The sequence below is a fragment of the Methanolobus sp. ZRKC5 genome (assembly GCF_038446525.1).
GTDB lineage: Archaea > Halobacteriota > Methanosarcinia > Methanosarcinales > Methanosarcinaceae > Methanolobus.
In genome coordinates this window covers 319,509-342,297 of the sequence record NZ_CP151792.1, presented here as the reverse complement: position 1 = coordinate 342,297, position 22,789 = coordinate 319,509, and the positions used below count along the sequence as shown (strand labels likewise).

Here is a 22,789-nt window from a genome sequence, read left to right as displayed (position 1 = left end):
GTTCCAGATGGTTTACCTCTTCATGGAAAAAGAATTGCACATCTGTTTTTATTGCGGGTGTGAGACACCCGTTCCTCCCTTGTTTTTTTACTTCAATCTGGCACTTACAAAAATAGCCCTGTTTATCTGTTCTGTCTCAACAGCAAAACCAGCATTTTCAAAATGGTCTACCCAATCCTGTATGCCTCTTTCAATCCCATGATGATGATCCAGAGGTTCAACAGCAAGGACCTTTCCTTCTCTGGCAATCACTCTTTTTACTTCGGAAAGGGCTTTTGGTATATCGTCAAGATGGTGAAGCATGAAGAAACAGGTTACAATCTCAAATTCTCCATTAGCAAATGGGAGTTCATAGGCACTGGCTGATTTGAAGAATGTATTTTTAATATCATATCCAATAGCACTCAAACGGCACTGTTCCATAGTTTTTTCCAGAAGGTCGATTCCTGTGACCTTTGATTCAGGATTCATCCTTGCCATTTGCAGTGTAACACTGCCAATCCCACATCCTACATCAAGTATTGTCTTCCCCTTTGCTTGCGGAAGTGCTACTTCCATTGTCTGCTTCTTAAGTATTTCCATCTCAGCAGAGGGAAAATCTGCTTCCTGACTGTCAAAAGTAGTGTACGGTAAGATTCCATATACAGAAGAGTTGTTTGCAGCAAAAAGACCTTTGAAGTATATCTTATTTTCATGTACTTTTATAAGCTCAACAACTGAAACTCCCGCATCCCTGCAGAATCTTCTGTTCCACTCTTTCCTTTTTTCAGGGAATTCCATTTTAAGAGAATCATGGACTACAATGTAATGTGAATATTCTTCATAGAGAAGTTCTTGTGCATCTGTTTTGTCCAATTCAACAATACTCACGCTTTCTTTCCAGAGTGCAAGAAGCTGCATTGTCTTCTCATCTGCAAAATTAGATACCTTTCCTATAGGTTTGAGTGACATATGCTTCAATTGTACTTTTCAGATATACTTTTAGTGGTTTGTTGGGTGTTCTATATCCCAAAATATGTTTAGGCTCATCCTATCATAATGTAGTTCAGATCATAAACAATATTTCAAATGAAGTTTACATGATCAAATGATTGGCGCTTCAATGTCCATCTTCTCGTTGTAATTATATACATCAACCTGATTGTTTATTGTTACAGGAGACATCAGGCCCTGTACATTCATCATGAATTCAGTACGGCTTTCGATGGACATAATACGGTAACTGTCTCTATCAATAAGGTACCTTATGCTATATTCATTCAGACGTTCGTCTCCTTTAAGTTGCAGACCAGCTTTTTCTGCCTCCTGAAGCAATGTACTATTGTCTGGCAAGGCAGTGAGGATTAAATATGCATCTCCTCTTTCCATACTCAGATCAGTGGAATTTGCTAAAAGCAGGCTAGTTTGGGTTAACTGGTCATAGCTGTCCCATGTTTGCTGACCCAGTTTCCTTGTTTCCCAGGAAGCATCACTGTTCCTAAAATAAGCATTTTCGTCAATAATGATAATATCCATTGACTCTTTCATGGATCTCAATTTCACAGCCATCTTTCCATTTTTATAATCCACTGAGCCATTTCCTTTTATTAGAGTGAAAGATTCACCAAGCATTGAAATGTTACTGTGGATATCGAAGTGATAAGAGTCAGCATTCTTTGAATTATCAATAACCCTGCCTGCAAGTGCATAAGCATCGTTTATTTCCCTATGTTCAATATAATAAACTGTAAAAATGATCAAAATGCACATTATGGCTAGAAAAATAAGTAATTGTTTGTCTATTCGTTTTTTATCTGATAATGACAATTGAATCACCGTATTTTATGTGAATATATGCTCTACTTATGTGATATTGACCACTAAGCACTCATTCTTTTCTTTTTAAAACGATCAGATATGACAATAAGGCTATAATACCCACAAATGCCAGCCACATCAAATATCCCGGTATAGTTTTGTTTTTAGTCAAAGGAGTTTCATGTGGAACAGGGTATATTTTAGTTTCTTTAGGCGGAGTCTCAATATTGGTATCAGCATCCTCCTGGACTGTTCTGAACTTTGTCAGTGGCTCGGCATCTTCTGAATCGATGATACCATCACCATCGGTATCAGGGTTAAATGGGTCAGTTCCGATTCTGTACTCTACCGCATTAGACAACCCATCCAGATCAGAGTCAAGGGGACCGTCATCTTCTATTGTGACAGACCTTCCCGCGAGGGCAAAACTGGAGAGATGTGAAACTCTTGTCCATACATAGCCTTCAAAATTCTCACCATAGAGTCCAACATTGCCGGTGTTTACTCCTGAATCTGAGAGTTTAGTCCACCTGCCATTTACTTCATTCAGGTAATAGATGCACAGGGTATCCTCATCAATGTCATTTCTGTCAACGATGTCACCGTCACCGTTGCGGTCTAGGTCGCTGAAGCGATAATAGATTGTCAACAAAGTACCGTTAATGATATCGGTGGTTGCGTTTTCTACATTTTCACTCACTGTTATGTCAAGATACTTTCCAATAACATATTCTCCGGAAGGAAGTCCTGAGCCAGAGGACAATGGTTTTTCTGAAGAACCGGATCGTTTTAGCTCAATCCATGGGGTGACATTGGCATCAAGAACCACACCAATCTTTGAACCTGTCCTTTTTACAGAATCAATGGACTCAACAACAAAAAGATCCTTTTCTGCCTTGTATTCTACCAGAATCGAATTGCTGGAAGCAGTGACCTGCTTAGTCCTGAAAGCATCCAGTATCCTGCAATGATCATACATGTATGGTTCAGAAAGCATGACAACAGTTTGTGTTGTATTCCACACACCATATCTGACAGCTATCCTCTCATAAACAGAATCGATCATTTTTGGAAGTACATCACCATCGTTCCTGAGCACATCGTATGTAATATTGCCGGCTGTCCCATTCATTTTCTCAGGTCTGCCAAGGAGCAGAATATATGGTTCATCTGAATGGTTCATTAAAAGGTCATCTGCAGAATAAACAGTTATATTGGTATACTTGCTCAAAGTATCCAGCAGTTCTTCATTATCCTCGCTCATATCATATGCAACTGCAATATTCCTGACATTTGATATAACAGAATCCATATCAAGTGAATCATTAAGATTATCGCTGTCGGTATCTTCCAGCAGTGGATTTGTAGCAAAACTTATTTCCTGTGAATCTGTGTATCCGTCATTATCAGTATCTGGAGAAAGTGGATTTGTATTCATTTCCAATTCTTCAGGATCCTTCAAACCATCAAAGTCTGTATCATTTAACAAAGGACTGGTTCCTGTACCATGTACCTCATCACCATCAAGCAGGCCATCTTCGTCAGTATCCGGTACAAGTGGCTTTGAGCCGTAGATCATTTCGAGATAGTCAAACAGACCATCATCATCAGAATCCGGTTTAAGCAGGTTTGAACCAAATATAGTTTCCTCAAAATCTGTCAGGTCATCGTCGTCTGTATCTATCTTCAACGGGTTTGATGAAAGATTAAACTCGATTGAATCATACAGGCCATCGCCATCTGTGTCCGGCATTAATGGACTGCTTCCAAAGAATATTTCTGTACTATCATCCAGCAGGTCTCCATCGGTATCATAATTTGTCAGGTTGGTGCCAAGATAATATTCCGTAAAATCATTTAGATTATCGTTGTCGGTGTCTGAGTTTTCGGGATCTGAACTGCTGCTTGTCGTAAGATAGCACTCGGTATGGTCATCCAGTCCGTCAAAATCACTATCCTTGAATCGCGGATCGCTGCTTACGTGGACAGTGTGTGTACCTGAAAGATTGGTAATGGTTATAGGCCAGCCTATCTGTTCATTTATATCTATAAGGCCATCCTTGTCTTCATCCGCTCCAGAACTTACCCAGCCATTATCCCTGACAGGGTAATAGGTGGTATCAATGATTCCGATGATATCCCTATCCTCTTCAGCGGGTGCTGGCATGGATGCGTTCCATGTCTGGTAAAAGCGCAATTCAAAGATGTCAGTGTTGTTTGAAGCATTGAACTGCAAACTTGCAGACCCCAAAGTTTCATTGCCTATTTCAGGTGTACCATTGTATATTTCTTCATTTAATGTAGAATTGTCCATACTTGCGAACAACCAGCATCTTGAGGGTTCACCAGTAGAGTTTTCCTTTCCAATTATGCTGTAATCGATAACTGCTGTGATATTTGTTCCAGGATCGGTTATAATGCTACTGCCCATACCATTCAGGTCAACGTTGCTTACGTATGCTTTTGATGTGAAATTGAGGTCGTAGGCATCCTCAATACCGTTGCCGTTCGTATCCTTAGAGCGAGGGTTTAATCCTTTGAGGAATTCATTAAGATCATTCAAACCGTCATCGTCAGAATCATTATTTAGAGGGCTTGCCCAGACATGCTGCTCAAATGTCTCATCGTAGAACTCAAATTCGATATCCCAGCCACGATGTTCTTCAAAGTCATTGAGTTTGTCACCATCAGTATCCCATTTAAGGGGATCATAACCGTAGCGTAGTTCAAGTCCGTCTTCAAGTCCGTCTCCATCGGTATCTTTGTTAACAGGTATGGTTCCATATTCTATTTCATACCCATCGGAAAGACCATCGTTGTCAGTATCCCATCTCAATTGACTGGTACCATTGAGCAGTTCGTCAGGATTAAGGATGTCATCCCCGTCAATGTCATTAGAGTTAATAGCAGTCCAGAGGGAAAAATTTTCGATATCATTTGGCATCACATCAAAGTAGAGTGTAGATGGGTCTGCATCCGCAGTGCCTGTGTTGCTCTTCTGACTGCAATGCCATCCAAAGAGCCACCAGCATTTATCGTAGTAAACTCTATAGTTAGTACTAAGCCAGAATTCGAATGGGAAGTTAATGGCAGCTTCAGGCTGAACCCACAGATTTGCCTTATATTCAGTTTCCTTCCGTGAATTGCCAGAATAAGCAGTTGTGCCTTTGGTAGTGGAACTATCACTTGCAAGTGTGTTCGATGAAATGTACTTGTATTGAGGGCTAATATAGCTATTCTGGAGATTTGTAAATGAACCGCGAGAAGTTCTTGTAATGATGCCTTTAAAGTTACTCTCCAGTTCTATACGGTCACCTTCAGTTAGTCCATTGTAGGTCTGATCATTCACGCTTATGGAGGTATCTAGCATTTTCAGGTCCGCTTCTGTTTTAACCCTTACATCTGTGAAAAGTCCTATAAGCCACTCAAAGAACATCTGAGACCAGCCTTTGCCAAATATCCAGCCTACAATAAGGTCTGAAAGAACAATAAGCAATGCAATAGCCCACCCAACCACAGGTATCAAGGCTATAGCCCAAAGGGCAACTGCGTATGCTATCATCAATGTGGCATACAAAGTTCCTACGAATATACCGTATCCAGACCAACCTTCGCTAGCGGCTATTGACCAGAATGCATAGAAGGCGAGCACACCTACAACAATCCATCCAATAGTTGAAAGGATGCTGGTGAGCCTGTTAGCCAACCCCACGACACCAGTGCGTATTTTTGAGACCGATTCGGTCATTGCCTTCATAAGTTTCCAGTTTGTCTGACCAGCTATCTTTGCGAGTGGTTCAAGTTTGGTAAAAGTGATGAAAGAGTAGACTGCGGCTCCCCCTATAATGAGATTACAAATGAAGCTAACTGCCGATATTCCATAACTGTCGATAGTATCAAGGACCTGATTTCCTTCAGGGAAATTGAACTTTGTTTCAACGTCACCTGATTTAGTAACAGTTGATTCTCCAGTCTCCCAGGCGATCATCAAATTCATCATTGTTGCAAGTGTTTCACTGTCAAGACCTCTGGACAGTCCCCATTGCTGAACCTCATTCAGCATGTCTTCTGTTCCGATAGTTGTATTCGTACTGGTATTGTACCAGCTCATCTTCATGCTTTTTGTAGTTATCAAAGGCTGGTCATTCAGGTCGATATCAAAACTCGTTCCTGTAACATATGAACTGAAAGCCAGGTCATCCATTGCCCTGTATCGGAAATCATCTTCAAACACACCAATTATAGGAAGGATCATATCGACTGGTAAGGAAGACAATGCATCAGGCGTCATTTCAGTTGTTATGCTTGCCAGGGCCTCGTCCTGATGACTGGCAAAACCTATGTCCGAACTAATTGTCACATTATAATCGTTCTGCAATTTCTGAGGCATCTGGTCAAGAGCGGTCTGTTCTCGTAAATACGCATACGAAAGGACAAAGCCTGCTTCAAATGTGCGGTTCTTATCTTCACTGAAGAATACCCCGAAATCTGAACCATGGTTTTCTTCAACACTAAAACCGGTGAGCATGAAATTTTCATTATATTTTGCCAATGTGGTTGGCACAGATTCATATTCAGTGGTAATCAGGGTAAATGATTCCCATTCTTTCCTTTCATCTCTGTTGGAAACAAGTTCAGCTCCTCCCCCACCTTCTGAAGAGACATACTGATCATTATTAGCTTTCAAAGCTATCATACTATTTTCATTTTCAAGGTCTAAAAGATTAAATATCTCCCATTCACCAATCTCAGTGCTGTCTGCTATCAGTCCTTTCCCACCGCCTTCTGCTGCGTATACGTATTTACCATTAGGTGCTTTCAACGCAACTTTAGTGTTGGTGAGATAAACAATTTCAAACATCTCATCACTTGTGACAGCGGTGCTTCTGGCAACAAGTTTTGATGTTGCGTTATCCACTGACACATATTGACCTTTATAGGCTTGTAATGACATTTTCTTTGGTCTGTCCGTCAGTCCTCTGACCATCCACACAAGTTGTGACTGGGTGAAAGTGTCCATTGCCAAATCCTGCGGATAGAACATACGACCGTTCAGAGCAACGATATTTCCAAAGTCTTTCACAGGAGAGAGAGGGACATAGGCCTTGCCCAATGTTGTGACGATTCCGTAATCTTCAAGTGCGTCACGATCAGATGCAATTCCGCCTACAAGTTCGATTTCCCAGAGTTGTTGGTCAGTTTCCTGACATGAGTTCTGGAATATACTACCATTAATTGTGGGATTTACTTCAAGGCATTTTCCACTGTGTTTGGCTATAAGTTTGTAGAGCCCATCGTTATCCAGTTCCAGTTCCCAGAGCTGGTGTTCCTCACCGGTGTAATTGCCTACAGTAACATTTGCCATCTCATCCTGGCTGGCATTGGAAACTTCAAGGCATTTGCTATTGTTCATGGAAATTATTTTGTAGTAATTATCATCTGTAGATTCCAGTCTCCACAACTGGTAGTCTTCACCACTATAATTTCCCGTAGTGACATTTACCGTATTATCTTGACTGGCATTGTGGATTTCTATGCAATCCCCACTATCACGAGAAACAATTTTACAGTCGACAGGTACGGTGAGTTCGAGCATTGGTGTGACAGTAACATCATTTTCCGAACTGTTGAGGTCTTTCATCGTTGACCGATAGTCATCGGGCCAATCCCAGCTTTGTGCAATCAGGTTAAGATGCTCCGGATTATCAGGTCTTATCTGAAAATTCAGATAGGTGGGATTTCCACTTGATTTAATATTGAAATCAAAGCTCTCATTTGACATGGATTTTGAAAAAGGCGAGATGTCCAGAGCATCAATTACTCCATCATTGTCATTATCAAGGTCCCATGCGTTTGCAAAACCGTCGCCATCTATGTCTAAGGAAGAAACATTATGAACCTCAAAATAATCAGCAAGTCCATCATCGTTAGAATCTGCTTTCAAGGGATCAAGGTCGTTGTTTACCTCAAAAAGGTCGTCCAATTGGTCAAAATCGGAATCAGTATTATTAATATCAGTTCCCAGAACCAGTTCTACAGAGTCAGGGATACCGTCACCATCGTTGTCTGGACCATATTTTGCCTGGTTTGGGTCAATATCTGAAAAATCAGTTGTGAGCGGTTTAGGTCCTGAAAAGCTTTCATTATTTTGTGCGTCACTTGAATTGTTTGGTATCGCAGCCATTAAATTATCGATATCTATTCCGGGATCATGCTGGTTGGCAAAGGCAATAGATTGAGCCACGGTTTTTAAAGCAGAGATATCAGAGGGCGTTATAGTTTTTGATTCAATAGTTGAATTAAAAAAGTCATCATTGCTAGATGCAGCTAACGCTGGATAAGTGCTTGATCCTATCAGTAGCATAATTGTGCATAGTACAAATAGCTGAAGAGCTTTTTTGTGATAAACACAACACATTCTGGCTATTTTAGTAGCCATAGCGTTTAGTTTAACCCCCGTTAAAACTTTGTCAATTACTTAATCATTTAAGTATCAATGTATATTAACCTTCCGAAAAAGTTCTAATTGTTCATAACCGCATATATATATTTCCAATAGAATGACCTTTTGCTCGGTAGAAAATTAATTTTATATTTTATCCATACACAACAAGTTTCTATAAAAATCCGCACGACAATATCTATTTTTACAGAGGTTATACTTCTATAATTATAGAATGCTGGAACATAGTATTTCAAAAATATTTGAAACCACTAGCTATAAATAGTATTTCAACATTATTTGAAATGATGACTTCTAATCTCATTGATCTGGCTTACGTTGGCATTGCGTCACTTCAGGAGTATCTTGCATTGCATGTGCTCATGTGCCTGATACCTGCCTTTTTCCTGGCAGGAGCTATAGCATCGCTCTTTTCCAAAGAGTCAGTCCTGAAATTCTTCGGGGCCGATGCACCAAAATATGTTTCCTATACCGTTGCAGCTGTTTCCGGCTGTCTTCTTGCAGTATGCAGCTGTACTGTCCTGCCTCTTTTTGCAGGTATCTATAAAAGAGGTGCAGGAATTGGTCCGGCCACCACGTTCCTGTTCTCAGCTCCTGCTATCAATATTCTTGCTATTGTTTACACAGCTAAGATATTGGGTTATGATCTTGGAGTTGCAAGGGCAATCATAGCAATCCTTCTTTCAGTGTTTATCGGAATTATGATGGCGTTCATATACGAGAAAAAGAACATTGAAAGAAAGAGCATTCAGACTTTCGGTGATGAAAAACATGCTCACACAGTCTGGCTTTTCCTTTTGCTTCTGGCAATACTTGTAACGCCGGAGATACTACCTACATGGAATCCCATGCTTTTTGTGGAAATTCCATTGATACTTGTTACTGTATATGTATCTCTCAAGTGGTTCAGTAAGGATGAACTTGAAAGCTGGATGAGTGAAACCTGGTTCCTTGTGAAGCAGATAACTCCACTTCTGCTGATCGGTGTATTCTTTGCAGGTATCATGGTTGAACTCCTTCCTGCAGCATATGTCGTTAAATATGTGGGAGGAAGCACTTTCACTTCGTATATAATTGCATCTGTTGCTGCAGCCCTGATGTATTTCTCAACATTGACAGAGGTGCCTATAATAAGTGCACTCACACTTCTGGGTATGGGAAAAGGTCCTGCATTATCCATGCTGCTGGCAGGCCCGGCTTTGAGTTTGCCTAATATGATCGTGATAAGCAGGATCATGGGTCTTCAGAAGGGTATGACATACATTTCGCTTGTTGTTGTAATTGCCACGATATCAGGATATGTGTTTGGAACGTACTTTATATGATAAACATAAAAGGAAAGCTTCGGTGAAAGTTTTGGTGAAAATATGAGAATACTGCTGATATCAGATATCCATGGCAATAAAGAAGCTTTGGATGCAGTGTTGAAAATTCCCCATGACATGGTCATTTGCCTTGGTGACCTTGCGGACTATGGTCCCTCTCCATCTGAGTGCATCGATCTTATCATGCAGCAGGAAATCGAAACAGTTCTTGGTAATCACGATGCTGCCGTAGGTTCCAAAATGGAGTGTGGATGCGGCTATAAGTATAAACACCTTTCAGTTGCTACCAGGGACTACACCTGGAATATGACAACAGAAGTACAAATGGCGTTCCTTCGCCAGCTTCCTTTCAGTATTGAGAAAATGATAGATGGAATGAGGCTGTACTTCACACATGGAAGTCCAAGATCCAATTATGAATACATGAAGCCGGAGACATCAGAGTCAGATCTGGAAGAAATGGTATCTGAGATTGACGCAGATGTTCTATGTATAGGTCATTCACATATTCCCTTTATCAAAAAATTCAAAGATATGCTAATAATAAACCCAGGTTCTACAGGTCAGCCCAGAGATGGTGACTGGCGGGCAAGTTGTGCGGTGTTCGATACTACCAGTTCAAAAGCTGAGATCATACGTTGTGATTATGACGTAGAGACTACCTGTAATAAAATACAGGAGAACATGCCCAATCCTGACGAACTGATAACAATATTAAAGAGAGGGTACTGATATTATCCTTAAAAAAAGGAAGTGTTCACAAAATGGTGCTCATTACTGTTAAAGGTGACAAATGTACTGGCTGTGGTTCATGTGTGGATGCGTGTCAGAATGATGTCCTTGAACTAAAGGATGGGATATGTTTTCCGGCAAGGCCGAGTCTGTGCAAGTATTGTATTGATTGTGTGAGATCCTGCGACTTTCACGCTATAAACGTGATTATTTAAATTAAAGAGATGAAAATATGAAAATAGAGATATTAGGTACTGGTTGTCCTAAATGCAACAAGACAAAGAAGTTCGTTGAACAGGCTGTTGAGCAAGCAGGTGTTGATGCTGAGATAGTGAAGGTTGAGGATATGGATGGTATACTTGCATATGGTGTGCTAATTACTCCTGCTGTCGTTGTAGACGGCGATGTAAAGATCGTTGGCAGGGTACCAAAGGTGAATGAGGTTATTGAATGGATAACACAGTAATACCTATGTCTGAGAATGCAAAGTGTTCATGTGGCGCTTCCATTGTAGGAATATTCCCATGTGCCGGTGCATCTAATGTTGGTCAGTTAAGCAATGCCGTTGCAGTTGAATTACACAAGCAGGGCGTTGGTAATATGATGTGTACTGTAGGGGTCGGTGGCAAAGTAAACGGTCTTGTTAAGTCTGCAGAAGGCTGCGAGTCCATCATTGTCATCGATGGTTGCCCTCTTAACTGTGCACAAGCAACAATGGAAGAAGCAGGTATTCCAATTGGAAAACACATACTTCTAACTGATCTGGATATCAAAAAGAACAAGGATCTTGACCTTGACCCTGCACAGGTTAAGGAATTTTTGTCTAAGGTATCGGAGCTGCTCTAAAGCAGCTTCCACTAAATATTTTCTTAGATTTCTACAATCTCAACACCAAGTTCGGGATCAAGAAGTGCCACCGTACGTTTTCCGGTGAGCACTCCTGCGGTCTCACCCGGATTTATCAATAACGTCTCGTTTATTTTTGTGACACCGGCATGGTGTGTGTGTCCCCTGACTACTATATCAAAGTCTCCTGATTCTGCCAGAGCAGTTACTGGAGGCTCATATATTCCATGAAGAAGCGCAATTCTTTTTCCATCAATCTCCAGATCACCGAAGTCGCCACAACATTGCGCATTCAATTCTTCAAATTTTTCTTTTAGTAACAATCTGTCACCGTCATTATTCCCAAAAACAAAATACATATCTGCATCCAGTTTGCTAAAAGCTGTTGCAGTGAAAGGGGAAATGATGTCACCTGCATGCAGGACAGTCTTGACCTTCTTCTTATTGAACAGTTCCACAGCAGCCTTGATGGCATCCATGTTATCGTGTGAATCAGACATTATTCCTATCATTTTTCTACTTCTCCTCTTTAAAGAAGGTGTGGACAGGATTTATGCTTTTTCAGAAAACCTGGTCAATAAACTTAAACAACGTTGCCACGTCTGCAAAGTAAAAGGATGAACATTGACATACAAAGAATTAGTGAGCTGTTCTGCGCAAGTTTTGCTGAATCTTCATCTGTTGAGGCTGAAATGGAGTTCTTTGGAAACAGGCTGTCTTCTTTTTCATCTTCCTCCTGCGTAATCATATCGTTGTCATTTTTCTTATTTGAAAGAGTTTCATCCATCGTTTTTTCAAATTGTACATCTGCAGTTATGGCAAATGGTGAAAATCCAGGGGTTATCGCTTCAAAGATCACAAAATCTTCATTCTCTCCAGTCATTTTAGTTTCGAGTGTTTCCCATTTATGTTCATGGTACCTTTTCAAATGTATATCAGTTGTTTCAACATCATTTACCAGAATCCATTTTTTAAGGACTGCAAAAGAGATTCTCATGTCTTTCATGTTAGTTTCTGTTGCATAGCCTGCTTTTCCAAGCCATATATTGATATTTCTGTAAATTGTACCCTCTGGTTTTTCGGAAATAGTTGATGATACATCTTTAAGCACTTCAATTGTGCTTGTTATGAACCCTGCATTCTTCAATGATCTATAACGGATAAATTTAATGGGATTTGCGTTCTCATCAAAGAGATAAATGACTTCTGAGTCTCCGGTAATATATAGTTTCTCTACTTCCTTAATGTCAATATTCTCAATATTCTCGCCGGGATTGCCTCCACCACCACCGGCTCCGCAACCTGAGGTGGTAATGGTTTCCTGTACTAAAGTGGATGAAGCTCCCAGAATCTTAACCTGTGAGTTCTGAATAGTCACTGGAACAGCCTTTCCTTCAGAATCACTTAATATCACATTGGAAAGACTGATAATGTAATTTCCTGTGTTATTGCTTGCAGTGAATGTGATGTGCGCAAAGTTTCCAGAGGTACTTATCTCATCCTGTCCAAGTGTTACGGCAAACAAACCGTTGATTTTTCCTTGCGGATTATCAACTGTTCCTCCAATAAAAATTGACATGGAATCTCCCTGTTCAAAGAATCCCTCATCATCCACATCATTTGCAGAAAACATGTTATTGTTAAATAAAATGTCCAGTTGTGCACCGGCTATTGGTATATCTGGTTCTATATTGATGTAGACATCGAAATTCTGTTTTGCATATACTTCCTGTGTAGATGGTGATATGCTAACAACGGAATTTGCCGATGTAATCAGAATACATGAGTATACAAGTGTTAATATCAGGAAAAATAGCATCATTTTCCTGTAAATATTCAGGGAAAATATTATTATGTTCATCCTCACACCCAAAAACTATTTAAAAACAGTATATTATAATATATATTTATACTTTGTTATTTTAATTGAGTGAACTTTGCATTAAGGAGTTAAGAATAAAATAGGGACCAAGAAAATAAGTTTTAAAGTAATCTTCACCATTTTGTGATTTAGTTGGGCTTAATTTAGTTATACCTAATATTGCCTAAAAAGCCCTACCATCAGCAGTGAAGATAAATATGGTTATATATAATTAGTATTATGGAGGTATTAATATAATATACTCCTGATTTAAGGTTCACTATATAAGTATATATGATTTTATGAAATGCGTTTCTCAAGGATGTGCACTAAAATAGGAATTTGCGACTGTTTCTGCAGTCGTGATCAGGGAAAAGGAATGAAAAGCAAATCAAAGAATTTGAGTTGATGAAGGTAACTTATTATGGATAAAGAAACTGCATCCAAAAAGATAAAAAATAGATTTGCACGTTCCAATAGTAGTACATCTTCAAATTTAATTCTCTGGAAATTATTAGTGCCTTTGGTGCTTGCAGCCATTATTCTAATTGCTGCTTTCTCGGGTATTTTTTGGTGGCAGCAGAACCAGAAGATGGATGAGCATATCCAGCTTACGACAATTTTTGTTTCTGAAGAATACAATCATTCGCTGCAAGAGCAGTCAATCATATTAGCCGAGGAAATGAATTGGATTCTCGAGAACGAAAAAATTGAAACAGCATTAGAGAAACGCGATGTTGAACAACTAATGGCTACTTCCCAGAATATGTACAGAAGGCTTTCCTCAGTACACAATGTAACACATATTTACTTCCAGGGACCTGATCGTGTGAATCTTGTGCGTGTTCATAATCCTGATAAAAAGGGTGGCTTTGTCGATCGCTTTACTATTCGTGAAGCCGAAAGAACAGGAGATGTCGTTAGTGGTATTGAATTGGGGTCGCTGGGTACTTTCACGCTGCGTGTAGTGAAACCAATATACATAAACGAGACACTGATTGGATACTTTGAGCTAGGTAAAGAAATTGAAGACATTCTGAACTCAGTTGCTTACAAATCCGACTCAGAAATAGCTGTTTTTATCTACAAGGATAAACTTGATTGTGCGAAGTGGGAAAATGGCATGCAAATGCTTGGTAGAGATGGGAATTGGAGTTTTTATCCCACGCAAGCTTTAATTTACAGCACTATGGCGCTTCCTGAAGAATTAGATAATATCATTAAAAATGAAAAATTAGGCCATGGTCAGATTTCACCAGAAGCAGCTCCGGAATTCAAGAGTAATGGGAAAACATGGCACTTTGCACTAGTTCCGTTGATGGATGCATCAGATGATGAAGTGGGCTATATGATCATAATGAAGGATGTCACTGAAGATAAAAAGGTATTTGCTAGCAACTTGAAAGTTATTGTTATCGGATCCCTTGTAATCTTTGGAATATTGTTCATATTCTACTTTATTATATTAGATAAAACTGATAAGGGCATACTAGCAAATAAAAAAGAACTCATGGACAGTGAGGAAAAATTCAGGAATATTTTTGAAGGTGCCGTTGAAGGTATAAATGTATCAGATGTTTCCACCGGAAAATTCAGATATGTTAATCCGGCGCTATGCAGTATGCTGGGATATACTGAAGAAGAATTAATGCAACAAAAAACAATTAACATTCATCCACAGAATGATTTAGAACAAGTCCTGTCTGAATTAAAAGTCCCGGAAACAGGTGAAAAAACCTCATTAACAAATATTTCATGTCTGCGTAAGGATGGAACAACAATTTACGTTGATATAAGTGTTTTTCATGCTCAGGTAGATGGAAAAACATGTACAGTGGGATTTTACACAGATGTCACCGCTCTTAAAAAAATCGATGATGAAATGCGAGCTATCAAGCTTGCTAAACTTGCAGCAGAGGAATCAAATCGTGTTAAGGGTGAATTCCTTGCAAACATGAGCCATGAACTAAGGACTCCACTTAACTCTATTATAGGTTTTTCTGATATGCTTCGAATTAAAAACTTTGGCAGTCTCAACGAAAAACAATCCAAATTTGTTGGTAACATTTCAAACAGTGGAAAACACTTGCTTGAGCTTATCAACGACATACTCGATCTTTCCAAGGTAGAGGCTGGAAAAATGGAGCTTCATTGCGAGGAAGTTGATATATTTTCGATATTTAAAGAAGTGAAAGATATACTTGATCCAATGGCCGCTAAAAAGAACATCACACTGGAATATACTGTTAATAATCAACTTTCAATTATTTATGCGGATAAAATTAAGCTCAAGCAGACACTCTACAATCTTGTGAACAACGCAATAAAGTTCACAGATTTACAAGGCAACGTAAGCTTTAGTGCAAGCACCAAGCATGATATGCTACATGTTGAGGTCGTAGATACCGGCATTGGAATCTCAGAAGATAACCTGAAAAAACTGTTCAAGCCTTTCACACAATTGGATTCGTCCACTTCAAAAGTATATCAAGGTACTGGTCTTGGTCTTTCCCTTGTCAAGAAGTTCGTTGAACTTCATGGGGGCAATGTGTGGGTAACAAGTAAACCGGGGGAAGGGAGTACATTCATTTTCTCCATTCCGCTACAAAGAGAACCAAAATTAACTTGTTAAAAAGTAACTAAAAAATCCATTAACAAGGTAGTGTTTTGATTAAGTATTTTATTTACGCTTTAGTTTCCACGAAGATATTTTTCCCGTGTCAACAGAAAATACTTAGCATCTTTGTCATCTTTTCTGATAATGCCCTGATATTCCATTCCTACTCTCTTTGCCAGATTCATTGAGGCAAGATTCTCAGGAGCACAGTAAATGGATATTCGGCTTTGGTAATTAAACATCGTTATATAATATGATGGCCTCTTTTTATATATGAATTGTCCAAAGTGTAAGAGTTCCAGTCATAAGAAGAACGGTAGGATTGATGGTCGACAACGCTACAAATGCCATGATTGTGGATACAACTATTCAGTAGATATAAAATCCACCGCTAGCCCCGTATCTGTTAAGCGACAGGCTTTACAACTCTATCTGGAGGGGTTGGGATTTCGTTCAATTGGACGTTTTTTGGGCGTTAGTCATGTTTCTGTTCAAAAATGGATTCGAAAATTTGGTAGTGAATTAGAGGATCTAAAAAGTGAAAATGAGATTTCTGTTGTGGAATTGGACGAGATGCATACTTATATTGGGAATAAAAAAACTACTGCTGGATATGGATTGCTGTTGATAGATATGGGAAGAAATTCATCGATTGCTCTTTTGGCAGCAGAGGAACAAAAACAGGACAAAAACTCTGGAAAAAGTTAAAGACAAAAGAGGTTGGGGAAGTAATGACGGATTATTGGAGGGCATATGCCAAGTTAGTCCCCAGAAACATCCATACTCGATCAAAAGCAGAAACATATACTGTTGAAGGATACAACAGCATATTTAGGCATTTCCTGGCAAGACTAAGGAGAAAGTCAAAGTGTTATACTAAAAGTCTTGAAATGCTAAAAATCTCCGTTTTGCTCTTGATGAAATATAGGAATAAAGAACTAGCTATGTTTAATTAACAATGCCGGATATTCTTTTGATATCATGAACCAGTATCATATATTCAATCATTTTCTCTACTGCTTCAGTGGCGTATCCATTGCCTCGAAACTCAGGTTCAAGGGCATAATATATCTGTGCATCAGCAGCGAAATCCATTTTTGCAAAACCACATGAGCCAATTACTTTCTCTTCGTCCTTCTTGCAGATTGCCATTGCAAAGAATGGCTCATCAGTGCTGTATGATTGTATAATCATGTCAAGAAATGCTTTAGTTTCTTCAAGGCTCCGGTGGAGGGGCATGTCAGTGGAACTGGTTATTTCCTCGTTGTTGAAAAAAAGATGTAACCCTTTAAGATCTTCTTCCACATACCTTCTGATTATCAATCTTTTTGTATCCAGTGTTTGTGGAATTTTCATTGATTGTTATTTCTCCAACTGGTACAAAAAAGTTTTGAATCAACTATGAGTTTATTCTTCAATAAATTATGAACTAAACTTAGATCAAGCCGGAAATTTGCAGGAAATTGTTGAATAGTTTCTTTCCATTGTTACTGTACTCATCCGCAAACAATTTAAAGTCCTTTTCCAGTGTGTCTCTGTCCATCTTCCTTAGTTCAGAATCGTTATCAAGCCATGTTGTGAACATTTCTGGTGTCAGTTCAAAGTGTCCCTGTATTCCATAGGCATTTTTACTTACTTTTACTATCTGATGCCTGCAGTACTTCCCGGTAGCTAGTAATTGCATTTTTTCAGTCATTTTTACTGTTTCACCATGCAAATGGAATATTTTTAAGGGATTTTTAAGACCATTGAACAGAGGGTCGTTTAAATTCTCTTTTGCAATATTAACTGAATAATAGTCACCATCCTCTCCTGTGAAACCTATCTCTTTGACATTGTTAACATGTATAGAACCTCCACATGCCTTAACAAGTGCCTGCATGCCAAGACAGATGCCTAGATAGGGTATGCCTGAATCAATTGCCTGTTTTATCATCTTCAGTTCCAGAATCATCTTTTTGCTTGCATCGTTGGCACTGTCCGGTCCACCAAAGATTATGATGGCAGAATAATTTTCAGGAGATGGGATTTTGTCCCCGGCTTCAAGGTCGGTAATATCATACGAAATCCTGCTTTCAATTAAAATATCTTCAAGTATTCCGGGTCCTTCTCTTGAAATGTTCTTTACGATCAGCAGGTTCATGGCTTCCTATATCTGGTTTGTAAAATAAATTATTTATGCGTAAAAATCACCGACAATAATGCTATGTCGTATAAAATAGGCAAAGAAAAAAAGGATCCAACAGACAGGATTCCCGAATACGTTTTTGAAAGGGTAACTTTCGTTTTTCCGTTTTTGATGATTACGGGAATCCTGACTTGCCGGGTTTCGTTTTTGGGTAAATTATGGTACCACCATGAACCATTATTTACCACACCACCAACCAACCAACCTTACCATACTGATAATAGTTTATCCGTAACTTTTTTCTGTATGGCTAAACTTAACAAGAGTTCATCAGCAATTCATATTACTTATATATTTCTACTATGGAGTATATGGTAATCATCATCATTATAATATGTGTTCTACTTTCACGCTTCATTAAATTTAGAACTGAGGTAACTATTCAGCCTGGCACGATTTGCCTATTGGTACTGATTTCATCGAAATAGAGATGTCTGCTCACTAACAACCTAAGAATCAAAAAAGCAATCAATGGCAACAATCAAAATTAATGATCCTAATAAAATGTAGGTCTCAACTTTTTGTCAAGATTGCTATTGATAGTGTTTTTATCAGGCTGAATAGTTACGAACTGAGAAACCTGTTCTTCCAGCATACTTGAATAAAAATGGTATGCATTCTCATTGAAGCAGATGAGCCTGACATCTTCCAGTGAGCTCTCTGCATTGAGATATTCAAGTATAGTGCTCACAGCAAGTCCTGACGCCTTATTTACCGGAAAACCATAGGCTCCAATGCTGATTCCAGGAAAAGCAATGCTTTTAACATCATGTTCCTCAGCCAGGATAAGTGAATTCCTGTATGCGTCGGTAAGGAGTTGTTCCTCCCTGTAATGTCCTCCTTTCCATACAGGACCAACAGTGTGTATAATCCACTTTGCAGGAAGCTTGTAACCTTTTGTGATCCTGGCTTCTCCTGTTGGACATCCTCCAAGGGTGCGACATTCCTCCAGAAGTTGCGGACCTGCAGCATAATGGATGGCTCCGTCCACTCCTCCACCACCCAGAAGTGAATTGTTGGCTGCATTCACTATGGCATCGACTTTTTGTTCAACGATATCACCCATAATTACACTAATAGTTTCAGAAATATCCACATTGTAACCTCAATTATCCACATTTTGTCCTTAAAGGAAGAATTGTTAAGATTACTCTTATCTTTGTTGTATGATATAATTTATACAGAACAGGCAATATATCACAATAACTGTACCTTATATTTGTAATTCAAGGTTCAGTATTTTAGATTCAAGATTATGGCAGGTTAATTCATGGATGAAATCACAGAAAAGATCCTTGCCCTTTTCAGGGAAGTAAGCAGCATTCCAAGGCCTTCAGGAAATGAAGAGAAAATAGCCACATGGTTGAAAGAATGGGCATTAGCAAAGGGTTTTAGAGTAAAGTTCGATAGCGTCAATAATGTAGTTATCGGGGTTCCGGCTTCAAAAGGATATGAAAATTTGCCTGCGATAGTTATTCAGGGACATATGGACATGGTATGCGAAAAAGCATGTGGGTGCAACCACGACTTTACAAAAGACCCAATTGTACCCGTTATCGAAGGTGACTGGTTAAAAGCACAGGGGACTACTCTTGGAGCAGATAATGGAATAGCACTTGCCATCGCTCTGGCTCTTGCAGAGGATACTGGCGTAAGCCATCCACCGCTTGAGTTGCTTTTCACTGTTGATGAAGAGACTGGTCTTACCGGAGCTAATGCCCTGATGCCCGATTTCATCTCCGGAAAAATATTGCTGAATGTGGATTCGGAAGATGAGGGTGTTTTTACCGTTGGCTGCGCAGGTGGCTTGAACTCAACTATCAGGATGTCACTGGGATATTCACCAGTGCCGGAAGATAGATCGCTTTTCAGGCTGGTGGTAGATGGACTTGCAGGAGGACATTCCGGCGTTGATATCCATGAAAAGAGAGCAAATGCCAACAAATTGATTGCAGAAGTCTTGAAGGAACTTACCGGCGATGTGGATATCATGATCATGGATATTAAAGGCGGCTCTGCACACAATGCAATTCCACGACATGCGGAAGCGATCATTGCTCTTACACCTAATTCCATGGAGACTGCTCTTTCTACAATATCTGCATTTGAAAAAAGGATGAAAGCTGAATATGTGGATCTTGAGCATTCTCTTTCAGTGATTCTTGAAGAGTATGCGGTAGAAATGGATATGAGGGCAATAAATGATACTTTTGCTCATAAGGCTCTGGCTCTTCTGCTGTCTTTGCCACATGGGGTTGCTTCCATATCTCCCGCAATACCCGGTCTCGTTGAAACTTCAAATAACCTGGCGACTGTGAATATAGAAGATGGTGAGCTGGTAGTAATATCAAGCCAGCGCAGTTCAGTTGACTCGGGACTTGCCGTGATCACTGAAAAGGTTACCTCAGTTGCCGTTGAATACGGGGCCAAATGGTCACATGGTTCTGGTTATCCGGCGTGGCAACCTGATATGTCTTCACAGCTTCTCCAGCGATGCAAAGAAGTATATTTCTCAGTGTTTGGTGAATACGCGCGTATCGAGGTTATACATGCAGGTCTGGAATGCGCTGTTATCGGTTCCAAATACAAAGACATGGATATGATATCCTTCGGTCCTACCATAAAGAACCCACATTCTCCCGATGAGCGACTTTATATCCCGTCAGTTCGAAAGGTCTGGGATTTCATGGTGGCATTACTTGCTTCATTTAAAACTTCATAAGAAAATTCATCTACAGAAAAGAGGTCATCATTATAATCAATCAGGTACAATATTATTTACATGAGAAAATTTCCAAAGCCCATTGTTCTTGTAAGTAGATGTCTTGAGTTTGATAACGTGCGATATAACGGTCAGGTTATTCCTTCTCAGATAGTGCGTGATATGATACCTTTTGTAGATTTCATCAAAGTATGCCCGGAAGTTGAGATTGGACTGGGGGTTCCGAGGGATACTTTGAGGATAATTAAGCAAGATGGTGAGTATCGGCTCGTCCAGCCAAAAACAGGTGAAGACCTCACTGAGAAGATGAATACTTTTACTGACAATTTCCTTAATGAGCTTGGAGGTATGGACGGTTTCATATTCAAAGGTCTTTCTCCAAGTATGGGAATCGAAAACGTCAAGGTATACTCTGGGATAAGTATGTCTCCGGTTGTTGAAAAAAGTGCAGGACTGTTTGCCGGAGAGGTTATTGCCAGATACCCTGGTTATCCTATCGAAGAGAATGAGAGATTGCGTAATAGCCGCATACGTCATCATTTTCTAACTTATTTATACACTTTTGCGACTTTCAGACAGGTGAAAAAAGAGTCCTATCTTGAAGATTTGCTTAAGTTTCACAAAAACAACCGTTTTCTTTTCATGAGCTACAATACTGAAATTTTAGAAGAAATGTCAGAATTACTGGGTTCAGGGAAAGAAGTCAGACAGTTGTTCAATGAATATGAATCTTTATTAAAACAGTTAATGAGAAAGCCCGGCTCATTGGATTTGAAAATGGATACTGCAAGGAATATGTTTTCCATGTTTGCAGATACAATCCCTGCGGAGAAATCTTTTTTTGAAAACATGCTTGGGCGTTATAGCAATAATAGTATAAGTGACGATTCTGTTATGGAATTATTGAGAATGTTCGCATCTCGTTCTCAGGGCGAAGATGCTTATGAGGATGCATTCCTGTATCCGTATCCTGAAGAGCTAAAAGCCCTGGTCGATGAGAAAAGAGAAAAAGATTATTGGGATAAGTGATTTAAGTTAGCGTTTGTTTTGTTACATTTATTTTTATGGTGATATGATGCATAAGTTTGAGGCAGAGATTAGTTATTGTATAGATTGTAAGAAATGCTGGGATGTCTGCCCGGTGAACATGGTTACTGAAGGTAATCGCTTCACTCCACAGGGAAAAATAGAGAGCCTTGCAAAGATCGTTGCAGGTGAGGAGCTTACAAAGGATGAAATGGACAACGTCTATCTTTCCACACGATGCGGGGCTTGTGATGATGTATGTCCTGTGAACATTCCTATCACAGATATCATACAATATGAGAGGGAGTTGCTGGCACAGCAGGGCAGGGAACCTGCAAAGACCACAGCTATCTCACGGAACATAATCGAAAACAACAGCCCTGGAAGTATGGATCCGGCAACAAGGTTTGACTGGATAACAGATGACCTTGATCTTGCTGAAAGCTCAGAAATAGCTTACATGGCAGGTTGCTGGGTAGCTCACAGTCAGCCGGATATTGCAAGAGCCACTATCCGTCTTCTCAACCATGTGGGAATCAGGCCAATGATACTGAAGGAAGAGAAATGCTGCGGACTTTTCTTAATCGATAACGGTCATCTGGAGCAAGCGGCTGAGCATGCAAAGAAATTCGTTGATTATATCGAGTCACTGGGAGTAAAGAAGGTCATTGCTTCATGTCCCGGTTGTTATCTTGTTCTAAGCCATGATTATCCGGAACTCTATCGTGAACTGAATTTCGAGGTCGAGCATTCCCTTAATATCTTTAAGGACATGATCGCAGATGGCACTCTAAAACCCAAAAAGCTTGACATGAGCGTTTCTGTTCGTGATGCTTGTCCACTTCAGGAGTCAAAAGATGTGCCACGCAGTATTCTTTCAAGCATGGGTGTGGAGGTTCAGGAACTCTTTGACGGCAAACAGGTGTGTTGTGGAGGACCGGCAGGACTTAAACCGAATTTCCCGGAAATTGCAGCTGATATTGCCATGCTGTCGGTGAATGATTACAAGGATAAGGTCGAAACACTTGTCTCATACTGCCCATTCTGCATGCATCATATGGGAGGCGTATGCAGGTCTCAGGATGAGGAGCTGAAGATGAAGGATGTTTCTGTGCTGCTGGCAGAAAGCGTACTTGATGACTGGGAATGAGATGATGTTCTCGGAAACAACAGAACAAAATCAAAATAAATGAACAGCAAGTCTCAAGATCA

General features: G+C 39.8%; 17 protein-coding genes. 9 read left to right on the top strand and 8 right to left on the bottom strand.

Going from position 1 to position 22,789, the window contains the following annotated elements:
* Positions 1 to 87 precede the first annotated feature (87 nt).
* The 3 genes from WN948_RS01425 to WN948_RS01415 all read right to left on the bottom strand — a co-directional run bounded on the left by WN948_RS01425 (position 88) and on the right by WN948_RS01415 (position 8,236).
* Positions 88 to 951, bottom strand: a complete 864-nt coding sequence (locus WN948_RS01425) for a methyltransferase domain-containing protein (protein WP_342305199.1) — start codon at positions 949 to 951, stop codon at positions 88 to 90.
* Positions 952 to 1,083: 132 nt separating this feature from the next.
* Positions 1,084 to 1,815: a hypothetical protein gene (locus WN948_RS01420; protein ID WP_342305197.1), complete on the bottom strand. Its 732-nt coding sequence runs from the start codon at positions 1,813 to 1,815 to the stop codon at positions 1,084 to 1,086.
* A 52-nt stretch (positions 1,816 to 1,867) separates the two neighbouring features.
* Positions 1,868 to 8,236, bottom strand: a complete 6,369-nt coding sequence (locus WN948_RS01415; protein WP_342305196.1) for an RICIN domain-containing protein — start codon at positions 8,234 to 8,236, stop codon at positions 1,868 to 1,870.
* A gap of 308 nt (positions 8,237 to 8,544) precedes the next feature.
* On the opposite strand from WN948_RS01415, the gene WN948_RS01410 reads away from it, so the two are divergent.
* The 4 genes from WN948_RS01410 (at position 8,545) to WN948_RS01395 (ending at position 11,163) form a co-directional block, all read left to right on the top strand.
* Positions 8,545 to 9,585, top strand: a complete 1,041-nt coding sequence (locus WN948_RS01410) for a permease (protein WP_342305195.1) — start codon at positions 8,545 to 8,547, stop codon at positions 9,583 to 9,585.
* Between the two features lie 42 nt (positions 9,586 to 9,627).
* Complete coding sequence (locus WN948_RS01405) at positions 9,628 to 10,317, top strand: metallophosphoesterase family protein (RefSeq protein ID WP_342305194.1); 690 nt, start codon at positions 9,628 to 9,630, stop codon at positions 10,315 to 10,317.
* A 232-nt stretch (positions 10,318 to 10,549) separates the two neighbouring features.
* On the top strand, positions 10,550 to 10,783 hold the full coding sequence (locus tag WN948_RS01400) for a thioredoxin family protein (RefSeq protein ID WP_342305193.1): 234 nt from the start codon (positions 10,550 to 10,552) through the stop codon (positions 10,781 to 10,783).
* Positions 10,768 to 11,163: a putative zinc-binding protein gene (locus WN948_RS01395; protein WP_342305192.1), complete on the top strand. Its 396-nt coding sequence runs from the start codon at positions 10,768 to 10,770 to the stop codon at positions 11,161 to 11,163. The genes WN948_RS01400 and WN948_RS01395 overlap by 16 nt, the downstream gene beginning before the upstream one ends.
* A 23-nt stretch (positions 11,164 to 11,186) precedes the next feature.
* Here WN948_RS01395 and WN948_RS01390 read toward each other — a convergent pair whose 3' ends face one another.
* A complete protein-coding gene (locus WN948_RS01390; RefSeq protein ID WP_342305191.1) occupies positions 11,187 to 11,675 on the bottom strand; it encodes a metallophosphoesterase in 489 nt (162 codons plus the stop codon).
* Positions 11,676 to 11,746: 71 nt separating this feature from the next.
* The gene (locus WN948_RS01385; protein WP_342305190.1) at positions 11,747 to 13,024 is read right to left on the bottom strand and encodes a PGF-pre-PGF domain-containing protein; all 1,278 of its coding nucleotides are present in this window, start codon (positions 13,022 to 13,024) and stop codon (positions 11,747 to 11,749) included.
* Positions 13,025 to 13,448: 424 nt separating this feature from the next.
* Here WN948_RS01385 and WN948_RS01380 point away from each other — a divergent pair, with 424 nt between their 5' ends.
* Together WN948_RS01380 and WN948_RS01375 are read left to right on the top strand one after the other, a co-directional pair.
* Positions 13,449 to 15,656 (top strand): ATP-binding protein, encoded by a 2,208-nt coding sequence (locus tag WN948_RS01380; RefSeq protein WP_342305189.1) that lies wholly within the window; start codon positions 13,449 to 13,451, stop codon positions 15,654 to 15,656.
* Between the two features lie 258 nt (positions 15,657 to 15,914).
* Positions 15,915 to 16,597 (top strand): IS1 family transposase gene (locus WN948_RS01375; RefSeq protein WP_342303728.1). Its coding sequence is split into 2 segments (ribosomal slippage): positions 15,915 to 16,241 and positions 16,244 to 16,597, totalling 681 coding nucleotides; the frame shifts between segments, so codons are not numbered across the junction.
* Here WN948_RS01375 and WN948_RS01370 read toward each other — a convergent pair.
* From WN948_RS01370 to WN948_RS01360, 3 genes are all read right to left on the bottom strand, one after another.
* Entirely contained in the window at positions 16,590 to 16,997 is a 408-nt protein-coding gene (locus tag WN948_RS01370) for a GNAT family N-acetyltransferase (RefSeq protein ID WP_342305188.1), read from the bottom strand. The two genes, WN948_RS01375 and WN948_RS01370, sit on opposite strands and share 8 nt — an antisense overlap.
* Positions 16,998 to 17,076: 79 nt before the next feature.
* Positions 17,077 to 17,784: a type 1 glutamine amidotransferase gene (locus WN948_RS01365; RefSeq protein WP_342305187.1), complete on the bottom strand. Its 708-nt coding sequence runs from the start codon at positions 17,782 to 17,784 to the stop codon at positions 17,077 to 17,079.
* 541 nt (positions 17,785 to 18,325) lie between these two features.
* Positions 18,326 to 18,925 carry an O-acetyl-ADP-ribose deacetylase gene (locus WN948_RS01360; RefSeq protein ID WP_342305186.1) on the bottom strand — a complete coding sequence of 200 codons (600 nt, stop codon included), beginning with the start codon at positions 18,923 to 18,925 and terminating at the stop codon, positions 18,326 to 18,328.
* A 174-nt stretch (positions 18,926 to 19,099) separates the two neighbouring features.
* Between WN948_RS01360 and WN948_RS01355 the strand changes: the two genes are divergently transcribed.
* The 3 genes from WN948_RS01355 to WN948_RS01345 are packed head-to-tail and all read left to right on the top strand — an operon-like array spanning position 19,100 to position 22,727.
* Complete coding sequence (locus tag WN948_RS01355; protein ID WP_342305185.1) at positions 19,100 to 20,551, top strand: aminoacyl-histidine dipeptidase; 1,452 nt, start codon at positions 19,100 to 19,102, stop codon at positions 20,549 to 20,551.
* Between the two features lie 60 nt (positions 20,552 to 20,611).
* Positions 20,612 to 21,580 (top strand): DUF523 and DUF1722 domain-containing protein, encoded by a 969-nt coding sequence (locus WN948_RS01350; protein ID WP_342305184.1) that lies wholly within the window; start codon positions 20,612 to 20,614, stop codon positions 21,578 to 21,580.
* Between the two features lie 43 nt (positions 21,581 to 21,623).
* Positions 21,624 to 22,727: a (Fe-S)-binding protein gene (locus WN948_RS01345; RefSeq protein WP_342305182.1), complete on the top strand. Its 1,104-nt coding sequence runs from the start codon at positions 21,624 to 21,626 to the stop codon at positions 22,725 to 22,727.
* Positions 22,728 to 22,789: the final 62 nt, after the last annotated feature.

Excerpts from the sequence above, each read along its gene's own strand:
- WN948_RS01365 (WP_342305187.1), bottom strand. The coding sequence starts at position 17,784 with ATGAACCTGCTGATCGTAAAGAACATTTCAAGAGAAGGACCCGGAATA.
- WN948_RS01415 (WP_342305196.1), bottom strand. The coding sequence starts at position 8,236 with ATGGCTACTAAAATAGCCAGAATGTGTTGTGTTTATCACAAAAAAGCT.
- WN948_RS01350 (WP_342305184.1), top strand. The coding sequence starts at position 20,612 with ATGAGAAAATTTCCAAAGCCCATTGTTCTTGTAAGTAGATGTCTTGAG.
- WN948_RS01395 (WP_342305192.1), top strand. The coding sequence starts at position 10,768 with ATGGATAACACAGTAATACCTATGTCTGAGAATGCAAAGTGTTCATGT.
- WN948_RS01355 (WP_342305185.1), top strand. The coding sequence starts at position 19,100 with ATGGATGAAATCACAGAAAAGATCCTTGCCCTTTTCAGGGAAGTAAGC.
- WN948_RS01405 (WP_342305194.1), top strand. The coding sequence starts at position 9,628 with ATGAGAATACTGCTGATATCAGATATCCATGGCAATAAAGAAGCTTTG.
- WN948_RS01370 (WP_342305188.1), bottom strand. The coding sequence starts at position 16,997 with ATGAAAATTCCACAAACACTGGATACAAAAAGATTGATAATCAGAAGG.
- WN948_RS01400 (WP_342305193.1), top strand. The coding sequence starts at position 10,550 with ATGAAAATAGAGATATTAGGTACTGGTTGTCCTAAATGCAACAAGACA.
- WN948_RS01390 (WP_342305191.1), bottom strand. The coding sequence starts at position 11,675 with ATGATAGGAATAATGTCTGATTCACACGATAACATGGATGCCATCAAG.
- WN948_RS01385 (WP_342305190.1), bottom strand. The coding sequence starts at position 13,024 with ATGAACATAATAATATTTTCCCTGAATATTTACAGGAAAATGATGCTA.
- WN948_RS01380 (WP_342305189.1), top strand. The coding sequence starts at position 13,449 with ATGGATAAAGAAACTGCATCCAAAAAGATAAAAAATAGATTTGCACGT.
- WN948_RS01345 (WP_342305182.1), top strand. The coding sequence starts at position 21,624 with ATGATGCATAAGTTTGAGGCAGAGATTAGTTATTGTATAGATTGTAAG.
- WN948_RS01410 (WP_342305195.1), top strand. The coding sequence starts at position 8,545 with ATGATGACTTCTAATCTCATTGATCTGGCTTACGTTGGCATTGCGTCA.
- WN948_RS01425 (WP_342305199.1), bottom strand. The coding sequence starts at position 951 with ATGTCACTCAAACCTATAGGAAAGGTATCTAATTTTGCAGATGAGAAG.